Raw genomic sequence first — 17,851 nt, 5'->3', positions numbered from 1 at the left:
CCCTCATCGCCCTGACGTAATGAGTGAGAGGTCGACATCGGCGGAGATGACCTCCGGGATCTCACCCCGACAGGAGATCCGGTCTCCAAGGACGATGAATACCCCATCAATCCCCTCCGGGGGAAGGCCTGCAAGGACATCATCCTCATTCCTTCCCGTCCGGTTGCAGATTGATGTAGCCCATGCATCCGCAAGAGATACATTGCGGGAAAAGACTGTCACCGCATCTGCCGTTCCGAAGGAAACCGAGGGTCCGACGGTTGCAGAGGAAGTACAGACGCCGAGTATTTCCTCCTGGGGCGGGAGAACAAATGCGCATGTTCCGGAGATGGGTGAGGTTCCCGCATAGAGGCCGATTTTTACCGTCCGGTCGGAGAGAACAGCGATATCTCCTCCGTTGTCTATAATGGCAAACTCTGCACCTGCCCTCTGCATGGCTTCGACGCCGGCCCAGGCGATGGTTCCGGCAACCGCTGCCATGGGGCCGACTCCTGCCCGTGCTCCAGCGTCTGCCATCCGCTCTGCAACACATGATCCTGCTGGTGCAGGATACGGTTCAAAAGTCATGCCGAAAAAAGGATCGATGGCGATGACCCTTTCCAGTTCCGTCCGTGCGGCGATCATCGCCTCCTTTGCCGCATCGATATGATCCTGTCGGTCGGCAATTATCGACGTAATTGTCGTCCGGTACTGGAAATGCTCGCGAATCATTGAAGGAGCGAGAGCGCATTGTGCGGGCACGCGATGACGCATTTTCCGCAGAGAATGCATTTATGCCCATCAATGTTCAGCTTCCATTCCTCGTCGAACGAGAGAACATCCTGAGGGCAGACACTGATACATGCTCCGCAGTCCACGCACTCGGACTCATCCCGGATGACAGAGTCCTCCATGATCTTCACCCGTGCCCCCGCCTCCTCCATGGTGGCGGAGACGAGTGCAGCGTCCTTATCCGGGACATCGATGAGGACCTCCCCCTCCATGGATTCGATATAGGCCCGTTCGATATTGATGAGAACCCCGGTCTTCATCACAGTATGGGCGATAAGCGGTTGTTTGCCGCCTCTGCGTGAAAACGTAACGAGCAGTTTCATACCTTCCACCTCTTCTCAAAGAGTTTCCCCAGATCTATTGCCGAGAGCATTCCTGCGAGTTTGCCCTGGTTGTCGACTACCGGAAGGGCACTGATATTGTGCTTTTCGAGTTTACGTGCGGCAATGTCCACCGCTTCATTCGGGGAGGTAAAGACCACCTTCTTCGTCATGATATCAAGAACCGTTTTCGCCTTGTCCGTCGTCGCCACTGCTTTTGATATATCAAATGTCGTAACTATCCCAACCAGTTTCCCCTCCTCATTGAGGACCGGGAGGTGGTTCGTCTCCCCGCGCAGGAGCCGTTTTGCTGCCGTTGCGATCTCCTCGTCCTCACCGATGGTGACGAGATTTGTGTCCATGATTTCACGGACCCGCGGAGTGTGGACGGTGTCCCTCATGGGCCGGGCGCAGGTTGCCGGATTGATGCGGCGGGTCGGCAGGGCAAGTTCCATCTGCCCCTTCTCGATACGCGCCTTGAGTTCCCCTGCCACTTCCTTTGCTTTCCGGTAGGAGGAGAGGGAGGAGGTCTTCACTTCCTCGCTGCCGATGTCTATCATTCCGCTCTTTAGTTCGGCATAGCTGACCTCCCTAATCACCGGACGATCACGCCCCTGAACACCGTAGTCGGCAATACCGGTTATGATATCTTCATCCCTGACCGCCGTCGCCCGCACGATCTCCTCATCCAGGACGGGGATGGGTACGCCCAGCCCGACATACAGGGTGGAACCATAGCCGGTAAATGTCGCCGCCCTCAGGAAATCCTTTGACATATCCTTGAGATTTCCCGTCGTCATCAGCGTTCCGAACCCGCTGCCCGGCGAAGCCTGTGTCCCTTCGCCGATGATCATTCCTTCTGCACCGCAGAGGAATATCGGAACTCCGCTTCCTATGGCCCGGAAGGTGGGATCGTTCGGGATGGGGGAGAGTGCGCCCGCTCCCGAATAGCTGATGTTCCCGCTGTTGGGGAGGAGCGTTCCCATGTAGGTGTAGAGGGGACGTTCGGTGGTGTTGATGGCCGCCATGTACCGCTGGTATGCATTGCGGGGATTGGTCATCACCGCCTGGTTCAGGTCTTCGAGCAGAAGATCGATCTCAATTGTTTTTCGTGGGTAACAGTCGGTCCCGCTGGACTGGGCTCTCAGGTGCACGGAATTGCCGGAGACGAGATCCTCTAAGACATGGGCTCCGCCATAATTGATGCCCTGGGTCTCGGATTTCTGGGTTGCACCGATATAGGCATCGACCGCTGCAATTCCTGCATATGCCTCGACATCATTGATCCAGACCTTCTCCATCCTTATGGGGGGATCGGAATGGCCGAAATTGAAAAACGCCCCCGAAGAACACATCGCGCCGAACGTCCCTGTCGTCACAACATCGACTTCCTCAAGCGCTCCTTTTATTCCAAGCTCCTCAACAATATCCGGCATCCGATCTGCCGTGACCACCCGGGCATTTCCCTCACGGATGCGGGTATTGATCAAGTCCAGGGATTTTTCCATATATCTCATAGGGGATATGCATATTTAACGCTGTTGTTTATTACTGTAAGTAATTCGATGTGGGGGATTATTTCTTTATCAGGAGCCGGAGTTTCCTGCCCATGAACCGGTGTGCATATGATGCGGAGGATGAACCATCGAGAGGTTTTTTCCTTTCGCCGTCCATCTCTTTGGTATGAGCCTGACTTGTGTCATAGACCTGCTCGAGGGGATCGCCCCTTCCGACCTTGCCGAGGAATTCGATGAAGGTAGAATAGGTCTGGTGGTGGAGGGAACGGCTGATATTAAGAAGATCGCCTGCGCCCTGGATGCAACCCTCCCGGTGGTTCAGAGAGCTGTATCCATGGGGGCGGATCTCCTTGTGGTCCATCACACGCCGCTCTGGCATCCCATGACCAGTGTCAGAGGCCGGTATGCCGACCTTCTCCGCCATGTCCTTGCGCATGATCTCAATATCTATGTGATGCATACAAATTTTGACCGGGCCCGGGGGGGAATCAATGACGCCCTCGCCGACCTTTTGAATCTCGAAGAGCGCCAGGATATGAGTCTCGGGGTTGTGGGAACCACACGGATGGACCTTGCGGCATTGGCCGAAACACTCGGAAGCGGCCTGCGGGTGTACGGCGATGTGCCGGAAAGTCCAAGAATGGCGGTCGTTGGCGGATCCGGTTTTGATGCCACACTCATATCGGAAGCGATGGATCTTGGTGCCGAGGTGTTCCTGTCAGCCGAACTGAAGCACTCCATTATCAGGGAATCGCCTCTTCCTCTGATTGAGTCGACGCATTATGCCCTTGAATCGCCGGGAATGAAAGCTCTTGCCAGCCGTATGGACTGGCAATATATCGAGGACGCCCCGGGGGAAGTCATTGTCTGGTGAACCTCCGAAGGCCGGGAACAATGCCGGAATAACAGAATCGCCGAAGACTGGCGGAGATGCAGATGATTACATAAGGAGGCACTATGGGGAGAGAGGGAAAAAAGCGATTCTTGCATGCCGTGAAGGAAAGGTTGAAAAATACCTGGATTTCTATGTGGTACACGGGATGACGGGGACGTATGTAGTGGAGGATGATTTCTGTACCTGCAGCGATTTCCTTTTCCGCGGGAAGGAATGCTGGCATATCCTCGCTGTCAGGTACGCCCGAAGTTGTGGTCTGTGCGCAAACCGGGACGAATGGTTCCAGGAAAAACTGGAAAAACTACCTGAAGCAAACACTATATGAGCAGAGAGTACGAATATTAATAGATTAGGTCGACGTGATTTTCCATGCTCGAGGATGAGTATACTCTTGATTATTTTACCAATAATGGTCTTACGCGGAAGATATGCAAATCATGCGGTTCAGCATTCTGGACGCGTGATCCCGAGCGTGAGTTCTGCGGTGATGCACCATGCGAACCGTACAGCTTCATCGGCAATCCGGTCTTCAATCCCCATTCGATCGATGAGATGCGGGAAGCATATCTGAGTTTTTTCGAGCAGCACAACCACACCCGTCTCGAGAGATATCCGGTAGCCGCACGGTGGCGCGATGACATATACCTTACCATCGCCTCCATTGCTGATTTTCAGCCATTTGTGACGAGCGGCGAAGTCCCGCCCCCCGCGAATCCCCTGACGATCTCACAGCCCTGCATCCGTCTTAACGATCTGGATTCGGTCGGACGATCGGGGCGTCACCTGACGACCTTCGAGATGATGGCTCATCATGCCTTCAATTCTCCAAAAGAGGAGATATACTGGAAGGATCAGACCGTCGGACTCTGCGATGAGTTCCTCAGCTCCATCGGCGCCGACCTCAATGCGGTCACCTACAAGGAACACCCCTGGATAGGGGGCGGCAATGCAGGCCCGAGTGTAGAAGTGATGATCGGTGGTCTCGAGGTTGCAACACTCGTCTTCATGAGCATGACCAAGAAGCCCAACGGCCGGGTACCGGTCGATCTCGAGGGCGTCGCATACTATCCGATGGATATGCGGATTGTCGACACCGGATACGGGCTTGAGCGGTTCGTGTGGGCATCACAGGGATCCCCGACAATCTATGATGCGGTCTTCCCCGAAATGGTCAGTCGTCTGATGTCCTCTGCCGATCTCGAGTGTCTCCTCGATGAGAAGGAATGCACCCGCATCCTCGCAATGAATGCCAAGTATGCCGGGCTCATGGATATTACCGGTTCGAATCTCTTTGAGATGCGCCGGAAGGTGGCGGAGAGTATCGGGGTTCCCTTCAGGAAACTGCAGGATATGATTGCGCCGATCGAGCGGGTTTATGCCATCGCTGATCATACCCGCTGTCTTGCCTACATGCTCGGCGACTGCATCGTCCCCTCGAATGCCCAGGAGGGCTACCTGGCCCGTCTGGTGCTGAGACGGACCCTCAGGATGATGAACGAGCTTGAGATGGAGGATTCGCTTGCAGATCTCATTCAGATGCAGATGGAGAAGATCGGGACCGGATCGTTTGGCCAGGCCATCCCCATCGTCAGGGAGATCATCGAGAACGAGGTCGTCAAGTACGACCAGACGATGCTTCGCGGACGCCGGATTGTCCAGAAACTTGCACGGGAATACAAGAGCAAGGGCGAACCGGTGCCGCTGAAGGAACTCATCACTCTCTATGACTCGCATGGCATACCTCCCGAGATGGTCAGGGACGCTGCAGCCGATGATGGTGCCACCGTCGATCTTCCTGACAATTTCTATTCCCTCATTGCCGATGTTCATTCGGAATCCGAGGGTGCGGCAGAGGTGAAAGACGAGCTCGCGGACCTTCGCACAAGGATTGAAGGGATGGCTCCCACCACCACCCTTTACTACGATCTTCCTGACTCCGCGGACTTTGATGCCATCGTCCTCGATCAGTTCGATGAGTACCTCATCCTTGATCGGACGCTCTTCTATCCGGAGGGTGGCGGTCAGCCGTCGGATATCGGCCGGATTGTGAGTGAAGAGGGAATCACTCATGTTGAGCATGTCATGAAAATCGGCGATGTCATTGTCCATAAGGTGAAGGGCGAAGCCCTGAAACGCGGCGATATCGTCAAAGGAGTCATCAATGAGGAGCGCCGCAAGACTCTCATGCGCCACCATACTGCAACGCATGTCCTCCTGCATGCGGCGCGTGTCGTCCTCGGTGCCCATATCCATCAGGCCGGAGCCCAGAAAGGGGAAGAGTCTTCCCGTATCGATATCCGGCACTATAAACACATCACCGCCGGTCAGCTCAGGGAGATCGAGAATGCGGCAAACCGGATGGTCCTTGCTGACCTGCCTGTCCATGTCGGCTGGGAAGATCGGACCACGGCTGAACAGAAATACGGGTTCGATCTGTATCAGGGGGGCGTCCCGCCCGGATCACGCATTCGCGTCGTCCAGGTGAGCGGGGATGTCCAGGCATGTGCAGGTACCCATTGTCCCTCCACCGGGCAGATTGGCTCCATCCGCATCATCCGCGTGGACCATGTCCAGGACGGCATTGAGCGTCTCGAATTTGCCGCGGGGATGGCCGCCGTGGCATACAACCAGAATATGGAGGGACTGGTTGATGGGTCGGCAGCAATCCTCTCAGTGCAGAGGGAGAATCTTCCCACTTCAGTCGAGAGGTTCTTCAATGAATGGAAGGATCAGCGAAAGGAGATCGAGCGGCTCCAGAAAAAGATAGCCGATCTGGAGACGAAGATGATCACATCGGAGTCTATCGGTGGCGTCGACGTCACCGTGCACGCCCTTGATGCATCGCCGAAGGAAATGGTCACGATTGCGACCGGGATTGCAAACGATGGCGGCGTGGCGCTCATTGCAGGCGGAACGGACCGCGTCCATGTCGTTGCCGCATCCGGTACCGGGGCAGTCAATGCCTCCGACATCGTACGGGAAGTCTGCCAGATTCTTGGTGGGAAAGGGGGCGGAAAACCGGGGCTTGCCCAGGGGAGCGGGGCGTCGCGCGATGCTCTCGATGATGCGCTTGCCCGTGGAAAGCAAATTATCACAGAACAACTGTCATGACCGACGAAGGGGTATTGGTACTTGAACCCGGAGACGACCGGGCAAAGAAGATCGGAAAGGCGCTCTCCAATGCCTCATCGTCAGATATCCTCCATCTCCTTGGGGAAGGAGAAAAAACCCTTTCCGAACTTTCGGAAGGGCTCGATCAGCCGATAACCACCGTCAAATACAACGTGGAGAACCTCCTCGACGCGGGGATGATCGATATTGTCCGGACCCGGTACAGCGAGAAAGGCCGGGTCATCAAGGTGTACGGTATCAGGGATCAGGTCGTCATCGTATCGCCCGGCAGGGCAGATGTAAAATCGCTCCTGATGAAATATGCCTCCCTCTTCGCCCTGATTCTGGTTGCATCACTTGTTCTTGCCGGAATTGCACCGCTCTTCTCAGGAATGGGTCTGGGTGATGCGCAGACGACACAGGAGTCGTTGATGAATGCACCGGACCCCGTTGCGGCGGATAAAGTTGCCGCGTTGGATTATAGCGGAGAAACACCCGCCGGAGCGGGTGCAGCGAGGGCTGCTGTGGCTGAGGAACGGAGTGGCGACCCCGGAGTGCAAAGTTTCGAGGATCTGATGAATCTTGCGGCACTGGCTTTCTTTTTGGGAGGATTTGTCGCAATTCTTACCATGCTGCTCTATGAAGTGCTGATGACCATCAGGGCAAAACATTCCTGAAATTCCCTGCATTTTTTTCTGTTCAGAAGGGTGAAGGACGGTCACTCCATCCGGGAATGAATTTTTTTTACGGACGGAATCCATCCCGGGTCTGGAAAAGATGATGGTGTTCGGGTAGGTCGAAGATGGTCTGTAACTGCCTCTGCGATTCCGGTCAGAGCATCCCGATAAAGTTGGTGAGGATTCTCAGGCCCACATCTCCGCTTTTCTCCGGGTGAAACTGGACGCCATAGGCATTGCCACTCACTACGGAGGAGGCAAACGGGCAGATGTATTCGGTCGATGTCAGTGTATGTTCCGGCACCGTCTTCGCATAAAACGAATGGACAAAATAGACATAGCTATTCTGCGGAATTCCTTCGAAGAGGGGTGATTCCTGGTCGATATGAATGGTATTCCAGCCCATATGGGGCACTTTCAAACCTGATGTCCGGGGAAACTCCCGGACCGACCCCGGAACCAGCCCGAGACCCGCATGGGTGCCGAATTCACAGCTGGTCTCGAGAAGCATCTGCATCCCGAGACAGATGCCAAGGACCGGACGCTCCTGCACATAGGTATAGAGGGCGGTTTTGAGTTCCCCGAGTTTCTCCATACCCTCCGAAAAAGCGCCGACTCCGGGGAGCACTACTCCGTCGGCATCCATCATCTCATCGATATCCTTGGTGATCGTCGTTGTCGCGCCGGCATGTTCCAGGCCACGCATGACACTGCGAAGATTTCCCAGCCCGTAATCAAGTATAGCTACCTGCGTCATCCTCGTCCGTATCTCCCCGTTTTCTCCAGAGTGCCTGTTCAACCCAGATATCTGGAAGACCATGTTTTTCTTTGTATCCATTCAGTGCATCGTCCCATGTCCGCCAGAGGTCGGGGTACTCCTCCATGATATACTCGAACGTGGCCCAGTCACTCGACGGGCACATGTAACACCCGATCCGGTCAATCCTCCGGCTGTAGAGAATGTTAAACGGGGCCTGTTCCCTGAAGATATAGAGCCATACATGCATCGCCGTCCAGTGCTGGATGGGGGCGGCAGAGACCTGGCATCCTACATACCCGTTTCTCCAGACCCGGGGACTCTTCATCCGTTTGAATGATTCGTATTTTCTCTGGCCGATGAAGGAGAGGCATTCTCCCCACTCTGTTTCAATGAGTCGTTTAATCGGGAGGAGTTTGCAGACCTTGCAGCACCAGCGTGCGTCCACCGCAGGCGGGCCTTCCCGGTCCATCGTGGTCCAGAATTCCTCTGCGGTATCTGTTCGGATGACCTCCAGCCCATAATGGGTTGCGACATCGTTCACATTGGCATAGGTCTCCTCGAATTCGAGACCCGTGTCCGCAAAAAGGAGCGGAAGGGGACCTGCCGCCCTGAGGGTGACGAGCAGGGTGGCAAGGCTGTCCTTTCCGCCGGAATACGAGACATTTGCCTGGATGGGGTGTTCATCCATCACCTTGCGGATGAAGGTGACTGCCTCCTCCTCGACACGGGCAAGGATGGTTGCATTTGCGCTGACTGCGTCATCCCAGGTGGCAGGCCCGGGAATGCAGGTGGCCTCCCTGACCTTGCGGGTCCTGACAATCGCACCGCGGTCCAACGTACGGGCGGTCCCGGCATCGGTCTTTGCCCTTCCGACAGCGATGCAGGTGCCGTCCCTGTCGACGATAAACACCTCATCACCTTCGCGAACAGAATCCTCAATGGCAACGAGGCCCGGAGCGAGAACGCTTGCGGATTTCTCCCTGATAGAGGGAATAGCTCCGTCATCGACGACCACGACCTTTTTTTCGGGATTCAGGTAGAGGGCGGCGGCCGGTCGTGGGAGGGGCTCCCACTTCTTTTCCTCCGGCAGATACCGGATTGCCCCCACGACCGTTCCTCCCATGACTATCTCTTCCATCCGATCTTTATCGGGCACCTTATTCAGAACCGCAAGGTGTCCCTCGGGGATCAGGGGCGCGCCGAAATAGTCCACATAAATCCGGTTAATATGATCGATATCCGCGGAAAAAGCGGGTCGGGCATCGCCCGGAGGGGTGATGGAAACTTCACGCGCGGATGCTCCGCAGGCACATTTTTTCCCGAGGACGGGTACATGGCACCGATCACACCAATGGAGGTGATTTTTACCCAGATACTGACGACGCATACTTCTTTAAACGTAGCACAGGACGCGATAAATAGTGGAGGGTTTGGGCACCCTGAAGATGCCTGAAATCTCCTATTTGCAAAGGATTAATTCGTTATGCGCTGATATTTTTTCTGTGGAAAAATCTCTGTCATTTCTACCCGGACGTTCCTGGTAAAGGACCCGGTACATACTTTCTTTACGGAGGTTGATTTGTGGTGTTGTATAAATCTGAATTACAGTACAGGCGCTGGATTGGTGGGACATGAAACCTGTCGCTGTAACGGCAATATTTGCTTTTCTGGTGTATCTCCTGCTGACGGCCGGTTCAGGCGATATTCTCTTCTGGTCATGGCCGGAGATCGGTGCCGGGGTTATCATCGGCATCGTTGTCGGGGGTCTGTCGGCGTCATGGTTCTGCAGGGGCGCAGAGATGCGGATGGCAAACCCTCTTCGTTGGGTTCTCCTTGCCATTTATTCGATTGGACCGTTGTTTATTGAGATTATCAGGGCAAATATCGATGTTGCCATCCGTGTCATCACGGGTAACATCCGACCCGGGATTGTCAAATTCAATCCGGGTCTCCGTACCGACCTCGGAAAACTTCTTCTGGCAAATTCGATTACACTGACGCCGGGCACCCTCACCGTTGAGGTGGATGATGCCACGGGAGTGTTCTATGTTCACATGCTCAATGTCGATGAACAGACAAGTGCCAGGGAGATGTGCGAAGCATCGGACATATTCGCGTTCTTCAATATGCCTGCATGGATCAGGAGGATTGCAGAATGATCGATATTTGGGAGGCGGCTCTTGCGGTCCTTTTTATCCTGATTCTTGTCGTTCTCATCCGGCTTCTGAAAGGTCCGACCGCGCCCGACCGGGTGGTGGCCCTTGACGCCATCAACACATTCACCGTCTGTGCCATCCTCATCTTCGGCGTTGCGTACCAGGAAACGGTCTATGTGGATGTCGCGATCGTGTATGCTCTTCTGTCGTTTGTTGGGACATTGTATCTTGCCAAGCTTGTCGGGGGGGACATCTGATGGATGGCGGACTGATCACCACGGTGTGTATTGGTATCGGCCTTCTGGCCTCGACTCTCGGGGTGGTGGGCATCCTGCGGTTCCCGGATGTCTACACCAGGCTTCATGCTGAGACGAAGCTGACCACCTTCGGGTCGATCTTCCTCTGTCTGGCCATCATTGTCCATGTCCTGTCGAAGTACCTCGCCGGCGGGGATGGACAGTATGTTGTCCTTGGTGTGCATACCCTCGTCGCCCTCGCCGCCCTCGCATTTACCAACGCCATTGGTGCCCACGCCATTTCACGTGCGGCGCACCGGGCGGGAATCAAACCGGAAGGGGTCATCGACCGGCTCTCCGAGGTGAAGCAGAAATGATGGATATGGCTATTCACGGACTGGTACTTATTGGCCTTCTCATCTCTGCAGGCATGATCTGGCATTTCAGAAATCTGCTGTCTGCCGCCATTTCATTTGGCGTCTTCAGCTTCCTGCTGTCCCTGGAGTTTCTGATTCTCCAGGCGCCCGATGTTGCCATCGCGGAGGCGGCCATCGGCGCAGGCCTTACAACAGCAATATTTGTGATCGCGATTCGTGCGACGGAGAACGAAACGGAGGCGGATGCCGAATGAAACAGATTGTCACATGGATTGTCATCGCGGTTGTGGCGGGCAGTCTTCTCCTCTGCGCTTCGGGTCTGGAGTTCGGCGCACCCGCCTACCAGGATATGGACGACTACATGATTGCCCACGGGCAGGAAGAGACGGGCGGGAACAACATCGTCACCGACGTTGTCTTTGACTACCGTGGATTTGATACGCTCGGGGAAGCCACCGTGCTCTTTACCGCGGTCCTTGGCATCGGGCTTGTCCTGCGGACCCTTGCAAAGGAGGATGAAGAATATGAATATGAGTAACCTGGTGCGCACCAGTGCGGGACTCTTGATGCCCTTCGTCCTGGTTTTCGGTTTTTATATCGTCATCCATGGGCACCTCACACCTGGTGGAGGGTTTCAGGGCGGTGCGGTGATTGCGACGGCATTTGTGCTCCTCTTCGTTGCCCACTCCCGCGAGACTATCCGGGAACGCATCTCCCTGGGGTTCATGAAAAATACCGAAACGCTAGGGCTGATGCTCTTTATCCTGACGGCGCTCATCGCACTCGGTGTGGGGCTGGCGTTTTTCGGGAACTGGCTCGTTGGGACCGGCGGCCTCTTCGGGACACCGGTTGCCTTCGGCATCAACCCCGGGGATCTGAACACCGGCGGAGTCATTCCGATCATGAATGTTGCCGTGGGTCTTGAGGTGCTCGGGGCCATGAGTGTAATCATCCTTGCGATGCTCTCCGGTATCGGGAGGGAAGCGTGATGTTTGCCGACCTGCCCTTTATCGCAGCGGCGATTCTGATCATCATCGGCATTGCCACGATCGTTACACAGCACCACCTCATCAAGATGGTGATGGGTCTTGCCGTGGTCGAAGCGGGGGTCAATCTCCTGCTGGTCGCGACCGGCTACCGGGAAGGCGGTGTCGCACCGATCTTCACCAATGCCCCGTCGACCGAGATGGTGATGCCGACCGTTCAGGCGATGACCCTCACTAACATTGTGATAGGTATTGCCACGACGGCGCTCCTTCTCTCTTTCGTGATGATCATCTATCGGAAGTATGGTTCGGCGGATGTGCGCGACATGCGGAGGCTGAAAGGATGATCTGGGAACTCTTGGGTGCCCATGCCCCCGCACTGCTCCTGGCGATTCCGATGCTCGGCGCATTTGCAACACCCCTCCTGGGCCGAATCGGGAGGACGCCACGGAACCTGTGGATTCTGGTCATCACGGCCCTGACTTTTGTGACCTCAGTGGTCCTTGCTGCGGAGGTCTACACGACGGGTCCTGTCATCTATACCTTCGGGGCTATGGATCCGGCCCTTGCCCTCGCAGGGGATTCGGGTGGGATTCCCGTGCGCATCATATTCAATGTCGATGCGATGAGTGCCTTCATGGCCGTCTTCGCCTCGTTTGTCGGCATGATTGCCGCGGTCTTCTCCTTACCGTCCGGAAAGATGGAGTCGGGGAGGGACGGCTACTTCGCCCTCCTGCTTCTCCTCCTCGTGGGCATTCTTGGCATGGTCTGCACCGGGGATCTCTTCAACTTCTTTGTCTTCCTGGAGATCAACTCACTTGCGGGCGCAGCGCTCGTCGCCTATCGCATCGACAAGGGAGTGGCCGTCGAGGCCGGCATGAAGTATGCCTTCCTCTCCACCCTCGCAGGGCTTCTCGTCCTATTTGCCGTGGGACTTCTGTACGGGCAGTATGACTCCCTGAACATTGCGGTCATTGCAGGACGGATGCAGTTCGGCTTCCTTGATAAGGTGGCGCTGGCCCTCCTCCTGACCGGCCTTGCCATGAAGGCGGGGGCGGTGCCGATGCATTTCTGGACCCCGGACACCTACTCTATGGCGCCCTCGGCGATCACTGCATTTCTTGTGGTGGCAAGCCAGGCAAGCCTGTACGGAGTGTTCAGAGTCGCATTCTCACTCTACGGGCTTACGCTCAACTATGTCACCGTCGGCTGGTTTATCATCATCCTCGGCGTGCTCTCAATGTTTGTGGGTGTATCGATGGCCATCCCGCAGAAGGATGTCAAACGGCTGATGGCCTACCATGCGGTTTCACAGACCGGCTACATGCTTCTTGGTGTCGGCGTCGGCCTCGCGGTCCTCGGCGACCCGGCGATGATGGAGTCTTTTGGCCTTACGGCAATGGAGGGCGGCATCTTCCACATCGTCAATCATGCCATGTACAAGGGTCTCCTCTTCCTGACGGCGGGGGCGATCTTCTACCAGACCGGCACCCGCAACCTCAATAAACTCGGTGGCTTGGGCCATTCGATGAAGTGGACCATGCTCTTCTTCGTCATAGGTGCCCTTGCAATTGCCGGGATACCGCCGTTTAACGGCTTTGCCTCGAAACTGATGATCTATGAGTCGGTGTTCGCGTTCAATCCTGCCCTTTCGATCATCGCCATGGTGGTTTCCATCCTCACCCTTGCCTCCTTTGTCAAGGTCTTCCATGCAATCTTTATGGGGCCGAAGCAGGAGCGCTATGCCGAAGTGAAGGAGGTGCCGGCGCCCATGCTCGCTGCGATGGCAATCCTTGCCCTCCTGACCGTGCTGATGGGTATCTTCCCGCAGCAGATCGTCGACATTGTGATAAGCCCGGCGGCGGGTGCGCTCGTCGACCAGGGTAGTTATATTGCGTCCGTGATGGGAGGTCTCTAGCGATGGCACTGATTGAGACATTATATACGGGATTTGGTGCCTGGAATCCGATCATCTGGCTTGTTTCCCTCGTGGTCGCCCTTGTGATCGCCTGGCTGATCCGCTCACGCGGAGAATCGGCCCGTCCAACGGGTGCTGAGGCAGGCAAGCCCTATCTCTCTGGCAATGATGCGCCGTCTCCCGAGGAGACGCATGTAGGGGCATCAAACCTCTACTGGGGATTCACCGATGCCCTGAAGGGATATTATGGCCGGGTGGTCCCCCTTCATACGGGGATTCTCACCGACTACGTCCTCTGGTTCATCGGGGTGCTGGCGCTCGTCATCGTCATGGCGGGGGTGCTGTAAATGAGACTATCAAAATCATTCAACCGGTCATTGTGGGTCTTCCATTTTAACTCGGGGTCCTGTAACGGCTGTGATATCGAGATCGTGTGTACGCTCACCCCCCGGTACGATCCGGAACGTTTTGGCATCAAACTGGTCGGGTCGCCCCGGCATGCCGATGTCCTTCTTGTGACGGGGCCGGTGGTTCACGACATGGCAGACCGCCTGCGAAGGGTCTACGACCAGATGCCCGACCCAAAGGTCGTCATCAGTGTGGGCACCTGTTCCCAGTCGGGAGGAGTCTTCTTCGACTCCTACAATCTGGACGGCCCTGTCAACGATATCATCCCGGTCGATGTCCATGTGCCGGGGTGCGCCCCGCGTCCGGAAGCCATCATCGATGCGGTGGTGAAGGGAATTGCAAAACTTGAACGCCTTGAGGAGGGGGGAAAGAAATGACGCGAAATTCAATGGATGCAGCAGAAATTGTCGCCGCGCTTCAGGCATCCTGCGGGGATGTGCTTCATGAGACCCGGATCTCGGAGTGGGGCGAAGGCTGCAAAAAGACACCTGGGGAATATCTCTGGATTCGTACGGGGCGGGGCGATCTCACCCGTGTTCTCTCGGCGATCATTGCGATCGACTTCCCCCACCTCTCGGTGGTATCCGGAGTTGACTGTGGGGAGACGGTTGAACTGCTGTACCACATGTCAGTATTCTTCGGGATCAAAACGAAGGAGGTGTGCATCACCGTCACGGTGGCACTCCCGAAGGATGACCTGACGGTCCCGACCATCTCCCATCTGATTCCCGGTGCTGTCTACACCGAACGGGAGAAGCAGGAGATGCTCGGGATTACCGTGGTCGATATACCGGATGCGCGCGGGCTCTTCCTGCCTGCGGACTTTCCGGAAGGGGTCTATCCCTGGAGGAAGGATGAAACCGGTATACGTGAGGATATGGTAAAGGACCTCTTCGCCGTCGGACGGCCTGAAGATCGACCGAATCCGCCGGTCAAACCGAAGGAGAAACCTGCTAAGAAACAGGAGACACCGAAGGAAAAACCTGTGAAGCCGGAGGAGAAGCCCGAGGTGAAAGGAGAGGAGAGTAACGAGAACCCGAAAGGGAATCCGGAACTGTCAAACGAGGTGACCCAGGATGAGTGATTCCAAACCCTCATACAACATTCCTCTCGGACCTATCCACCCGGCACTCAAGGAACCGATCCTCTTCACGTTCAAGATCAACGGAGAGGTTGTCGAGGATCTGGACTTTGCCCCCGGCAAGGTCCACCGGGGTATAGAATGGATGGGCATGCGCAGAAACCCCGTCCAGATTGCCCATCTCTGCGACCGCATATGCGGGATCTGCGGGGTGTCACATACCATGGCATTCTGTCGTGCAATCGAACAGATTGCAGAGATCGAGGTGCCGGAACGGGCCCATTATGTTCGGACGATCGTCGCCGAACTCGAGCGTATCCAGTCTCATCTCCTCTGGGCAGGTGTCGCTGCACACGAACTCGGGTTCGACACGCTCTTCCACCTCGCATGGCGGGTTCGCGAGGACGCGATGGACCTCCTTGAACTCATTACCGGCAACAGGGTGAACTATGGTATCATCCAGGTCGGGGGTGTCCGGCGTGACGTAACCGTTGATCAGTTTCCGAAGATCAACGAGACTCTTGCCGCATATGAGGACGTCGCGGGCAAACTCCTGAAGCTCTTTTTAGAGGATGCGTCGATCAGGGTCCGGTGCAGGGATACCGGGGTTATGACCCGCCAGCAGGCCCTCGAGCTTTGTACCGTTGGGCCGACGTCGCGTGCATCCGGTCTTGAGATGGACGTCCGTCTTGATGCGCCGTATGCGGCGTACGGTGATCTTGACTTTACAATGGTCCTGCCGGACCAGTATGCAGGAGAGATCCGCGGGGATGTCTATGACCGGATCATAGTCCGCCTCCTTGAGGTCGTCCAGTCGATTTCCATCATCCGGCAATGCATCGACAATATGCCTCCGGGTGAGGTGATGTGGGAGACGAAGTACGCAAAGATCCTGGCCACCTGCAAGAAGGCCGAGGGTGAGGCCTTCGGACGGGTGGAGGCCCCGCGGGGGGAGTGCTTCCACTATGTCCGGATGAACAAATCGGAAAAACCCGAGGCGTGGAAGGTGAAGGCATCGACGTATTCGAACCAGATGTCGTGGCTGACCATGCTGAAGAACGAGCAGATCGCGGATATCCCCATCATCGTCGCCTCCATCGACCCCTGCATGTCCTGCACGGACCGGGTAGCCGTCGTGAAGGACGGGACCTCGGCCATCCTCACGAAACAGGACCTGCACCGTCTGTCGGTCGAAAAGACACGGAGGATACAGGGATGCTGAGCGGAGTCATGGCAGCGGTCGTGGGATGCACTGCCGTCGCCGTCTATGGCATGGTCTTCGGGCTCTTCCTTCAGGGAATCGACCGGAAGTGCGCCGCCCATATGCAGGCGCGGGTCGGCCCTCCCATCCGTCAGCCGTTCATCGATATCGGAAAGCTCCTCTGCAAGGACAATGTCGTCCCGGATAATGCAGTCCGCTCGGTCTTCAATGCCGCTCCCCTGATTGCCCTTGCAGCGTCGGTCACCATCCTTCTCTACCTGCCGGTGGGAAGCTTCATGCCCATCCTCGGGCCGTGGGGGGATATCGTGCTGATCATGTACCTGCTGACGGTCCCCGCACTTGCGATGGTCGCCGGCGGGTTTGCCTCCGGGTCGCCCTACGCAACGGTCGGATCCCAGCGTGAGATGGTCACCATGATCGCCTACGAGTTTCCGCTTGCCATTGCCATCATCGCAATTGCATGGCGACTCTCGATTGCAGGTGTTGCAGATCCGTTCCTCATCTCGACCATCGCCCAGACCTCTGTCTGGAGTGTTACGGGACCATTCGGATGGCTGGGCCTCCTCCTCCTCCTGCTGGTTCTCGCGTGGGTGACGCCCGCCGAGCTCTCCCGGGTTCCGTGTGATACGCCTGAGGCGGAGACGGAGCTTGCCGACGGTCTGCTGATCGAGTATTCTGGCAGAAATCTTGCACTCTTCTCCCTCTCGGCCGCCGTGAAGACGGTTGCGATGGCGACCCTTGCCGTGGTGCTCTTCCTCCCGTGGAATCCCTCGTGGTTCATTGGTATGGCGCCCGCTGTGGCATTCATCGCCGATGCGCTCTTCTTCATCGTCAAGGTGGTCCTTGTGGTATTCTTCTCGGTGAGCGTGATCCGGGTGATGATGGCACGGTTTAGGATCAATCACCTCGTAACCTTCTACTGGAAGTATCTCGGGATCGCTGGCATTGCGGGACTGGTTCTCATCGTCCTTGATGCAATGTTCGGGATGGGGGTGGTTGCATGAGCCTTCTTCCATCCTTCCCCGAGGTTCTCAGGCAGTTCCTGAAGAAACCCGCAACGAACCTCTTCCCTGCGAAGTACCTGCCGCCATCGATCACCGGTTTTCTCCGGAAGGCTGCAGCTGGAGAAGTGCAGGTCAACCCGCCGGTGGAGACACCCGCCCGCTTCCGCGGGAAGATCACCTATGATCGGGATGCCTGCATCGGGTGCAAACTCTGTATCCGGGTCTGTCCTGCGAATGCAATCGAGTTCATCCCCGAGACGAAGACGGTGCGCATCTTTGTTACCCAGTGCATCTTCTGTTCCCAGTGCAACGATGCCTGCCCCGTCTCGTGCCTGCACATGACCGATGAGTTCATGATCGCAACAGAGAACCGCTATTCCGAAGAGATGATCGTGGAATAGCACTCATAATT

Annotated in this window: 23 protein-coding genes; 18 read left to right on the top strand and 5 right to left on the bottom strand. The window is 56.3% G+C overall.

Annotated features, from left to right (window positions below; genetic code table 11):
- Positions 1 to 3: 3 nt before the first annotated feature.
- Genes AZH53_RS05020 through AZH53_RS05010 form a run of 3 tightly spaced genes read right to left on the bottom strand, consistent with a single transcriptional unit; the run spans position 4 to position 2,599 of the window.
- Positions 4 to 711 carry a UPF0280 family protein gene (locus tag AZH53_RS05020; RefSeq protein ID WP_319643645.1) on the bottom strand — a complete coding sequence of 236 codons (708 nt, stop codon included), beginning with the start codon at positions 709 to 711 and terminating at the stop codon, positions 4 to 6.
- Positions 708 to 1,094 (bottom strand): 4Fe-4S binding protein, encoded by a 387-nt coding sequence (locus AZH53_RS05015; RefSeq protein ID WP_319642437.1) that lies wholly within the window; start codon positions 1,092 to 1,094, stop codon positions 708 to 710. Before AZH53_RS05015 ends, AZH53_RS05020 begins: the two co-directional genes overlap by 4 nt.
- On the bottom strand, positions 1,091 to 2,599 hold the full coding sequence (locus AZH53_RS05010; RefSeq protein WP_319642436.1) for a homocysteine biosynthesis protein: 1,509 nt from the start codon (positions 2,597 to 2,599) through the stop codon (positions 1,091 to 1,093). Before AZH53_RS05010 ends, AZH53_RS05015 begins: the two co-directional genes overlap by 4 nt.
- Before the next feature lie 175 nt (positions 2,600 to 2,774).
- Between AZH53_RS05010 and AZH53_RS05005 the strand changes: the two genes are divergently transcribed.
- Genes AZH53_RS05005 through AZH53_RS04990 form a run of 4 tightly spaced genes read left to right on the top strand, consistent with a single transcriptional unit; the run spans position 2,775 to position 7,291 of the window.
- Positions 2,775 to 3,482, top strand: a complete 708-nt coding sequence (locus AZH53_RS05005) for a Nif3-like dinuclear metal center hexameric protein (protein ID WP_319642435.1) — start codon at positions 2,775 to 2,777, stop codon at positions 3,480 to 3,482.
- A complete protein-coding gene (locus AZH53_RS05000) occupies positions 3,472 to 3,828 on the top strand; it encodes an SWIM zinc finger family protein (RefSeq protein WP_319642434.1) in 357 nt (118 codons plus the stop codon). Before AZH53_RS05005 ends, AZH53_RS05000 begins: the two co-directional genes overlap by 11 nt.
- Before the next feature lie 44 nt (positions 3,829 to 3,872).
- Positions 3,873 to 6,614: an alanine--tRNA ligase gene (gene alaS, locus AZH53_RS04995; RefSeq protein WP_319642433.1), complete on the top strand. Its 2,742-nt coding sequence runs from the start codon at positions 3,873 to 3,875 to the stop codon at positions 6,612 to 6,614.
- On the top strand, positions 6,611 to 7,291 hold the full coding sequence (locus tag AZH53_RS04990; protein ID WP_319642432.1) for an ArsR/SmtB family transcription factor: 681 nt from the start codon (positions 6,611 to 6,613) through the stop codon (positions 7,289 to 7,291). The genes alaS and AZH53_RS04990 overlap by 4 nt, the downstream gene beginning before the upstream one ends.
- 154 nt (positions 7,292 to 7,445) lie before the next feature.
- Here the strand turns inward: AZH53_RS04990 and hisH are convergent, their stop codons facing one another.
- The gene (gene hisH, locus AZH53_RS04985) at positions 7,446 to 8,048 is read right to left on the bottom strand and encodes an imidazole glycerol phosphate synthase subunit HisH (protein ID WP_319642431.1); all 603 of its coding nucleotides are present in this window, start codon (positions 8,046 to 8,048) and stop codon (positions 7,446 to 7,448) included.
- Entirely contained in the window at positions 8,026 to 9,438 is a 1,413-nt protein-coding gene (locus tag AZH53_RS04980) for a phosphoadenosine phosphosulfate reductase domain-containing protein (protein ID WP_319642430.1), read from the bottom strand. The genes hisH and AZH53_RS04980 overlap by 23 nt, the downstream gene beginning before the upstream one ends.
- A 244-nt stretch (positions 9,439 to 9,682) precedes the next feature.
- Here AZH53_RS04980 and AZH53_RS04975 point away from each other — a divergent pair, with 244 nt between their 5' ends.
- From AZH53_RS04975 to AZH53_RS04910, 14 genes are read left to right on the top strand one after another with little or no spacing between them, the layout of a single operon-like run.
- A complete protein-coding gene (locus AZH53_RS04975; protein ID WP_319642429.1) occupies positions 9,683 to 10,210 on the top strand; it encodes a Na+/H+ antiporter subunit E in 528 nt (175 codons plus the stop codon).
- A complete protein-coding gene (locus AZH53_RS04970) occupies positions 10,207 to 10,464 on the top strand; it encodes a monovalent cation/H+ antiporter complex subunit F (RefSeq protein ID WP_319642428.1) in 258 nt (85 codons plus the stop codon). The genes AZH53_RS04975 and AZH53_RS04970 overlap by 4 nt, the downstream gene beginning before the upstream one ends.
- Entirely contained in the window at positions 10,464 to 10,820 is a 357-nt protein-coding gene (gene mnhG / locus AZH53_RS04965; protein ID WP_319642427.1) for a monovalent cation/H(+) antiporter subunit G, read from the top strand. Before AZH53_RS04970 ends, mnhG begins: the two co-directional genes overlap by 1 nt.
- Positions 10,817 to 11,074, top strand: coding sequence for a hydrogenase subunit MbhD domain-containing protein (locus tag AZH53_RS04960; RefSeq protein WP_319642426.1), 258 nt, complete (start codon positions 10,817 to 10,819; stop codon positions 11,072 to 11,074). Before mnhG ends, AZH53_RS04960 begins: the two co-directional genes overlap by 4 nt.
- Positions 11,071 to 11,358: a hydrogen gas-evolving membrane-bound hydrogenase subunit E gene (gene mbhE / locus AZH53_RS04955; protein WP_319642425.1), complete on the top strand. Its 288-nt coding sequence runs from the start codon at positions 11,071 to 11,073 to the stop codon at positions 11,356 to 11,358. Before AZH53_RS04960 ends, mbhE begins: the two co-directional genes overlap by 4 nt.
- Positions 11,336 to 11,809, top strand: a complete 474-nt coding sequence (locus AZH53_RS04950) for an MnhB domain-containing protein (protein ID WP_319642424.1) — start codon at positions 11,336 to 11,338, stop codon at positions 11,807 to 11,809. Before mbhE ends, AZH53_RS04950 begins: the two co-directional genes overlap by 23 nt.
- Entirely contained in the window at positions 11,809 to 12,153 is a 345-nt protein-coding gene (locus AZH53_RS04945; RefSeq protein WP_319643644.1) for a sodium:proton antiporter, read from the top strand. Before AZH53_RS04950 ends, AZH53_RS04945 begins: the two co-directional genes overlap by 1 nt.
- On the top strand, positions 12,150 to 13,724 hold the full coding sequence (locus AZH53_RS04940) for a proton-conducting transporter transmembrane domain-containing protein (RefSeq protein ID WP_319642423.1): 1,575 nt from the start codon (positions 12,150 to 12,152) through the stop codon (positions 13,722 to 13,724). Before AZH53_RS04945 ends, AZH53_RS04940 begins: the two co-directional genes overlap by 4 nt.
- Positions 13,725 to 13,726: 2 nt before the next feature.
- Positions 13,727 to 14,071, top strand: a complete 345-nt coding sequence (locus AZH53_RS04935) for a hydrogenase (protein WP_319642422.1) — start codon at positions 13,727 to 13,729, stop codon at positions 14,069 to 14,071.
- Positions 14,072 to 14,509, top strand: a complete 438-nt coding sequence (locus AZH53_RS04930; protein WP_319642421.1) for an NADH-quinone oxidoreductase subunit B family protein — start codon at positions 14,072 to 14,074, stop codon at positions 14,507 to 14,509.
- Positions 14,506 to 15,216, top strand: a complete 711-nt coding sequence (locus AZH53_RS04925; RefSeq protein WP_319642420.1) for an NADH-quinone oxidoreductase subunit C — start codon at positions 14,506 to 14,508, stop codon at positions 15,214 to 15,216. Before AZH53_RS04930 ends, AZH53_RS04925 begins: the two co-directional genes overlap by 4 nt.
- Positions 15,209 to 16,435 carry a hydrogenase large subunit gene (locus AZH53_RS04920; protein ID WP_319642419.1) on the top strand — a complete coding sequence of 409 codons (1,227 nt, stop codon included), beginning with the start codon at positions 15,209 to 15,211 and terminating at the stop codon, positions 16,433 to 16,435. The genes AZH53_RS04925 and AZH53_RS04920 overlap by 8 nt, the downstream gene beginning before the upstream one ends.
- Positions 16,429 to 17,439 (top strand): respiratory chain complex I subunit 1 family protein, encoded by a 1,011-nt coding sequence (locus AZH53_RS04915; protein ID WP_319642418.1) that lies wholly within the window; start codon positions 16,429 to 16,431, stop codon positions 17,437 to 17,439. The genes AZH53_RS04920 and AZH53_RS04915 overlap by 7 nt, the downstream gene beginning before the upstream one ends.
- Positions 17,436 to 17,840, top strand: coding sequence for a 4Fe-4S dicluster domain-containing protein (locus AZH53_RS04910; protein WP_319642417.1), 405 nt, complete (start codon positions 17,436 to 17,438; stop codon positions 17,838 to 17,840). Before AZH53_RS04915 ends, AZH53_RS04910 begins: the two co-directional genes overlap by 4 nt.
- Positions 17,841 to 17,851: the final 11 nt, after the last annotated feature.

Source organism: Methanovulcanius yangii (assembly GCF_018687785.1).
Lineage (GTDB): Archaea > Halobacteriota > Methanomicrobia > Methanomicrobiales > Methanomicrobiaceae > Methanovulcanius > Methanovulcanius yangii.
This window is presented reverse-complemented; position numbering and strand designations above follow the sequence as displayed.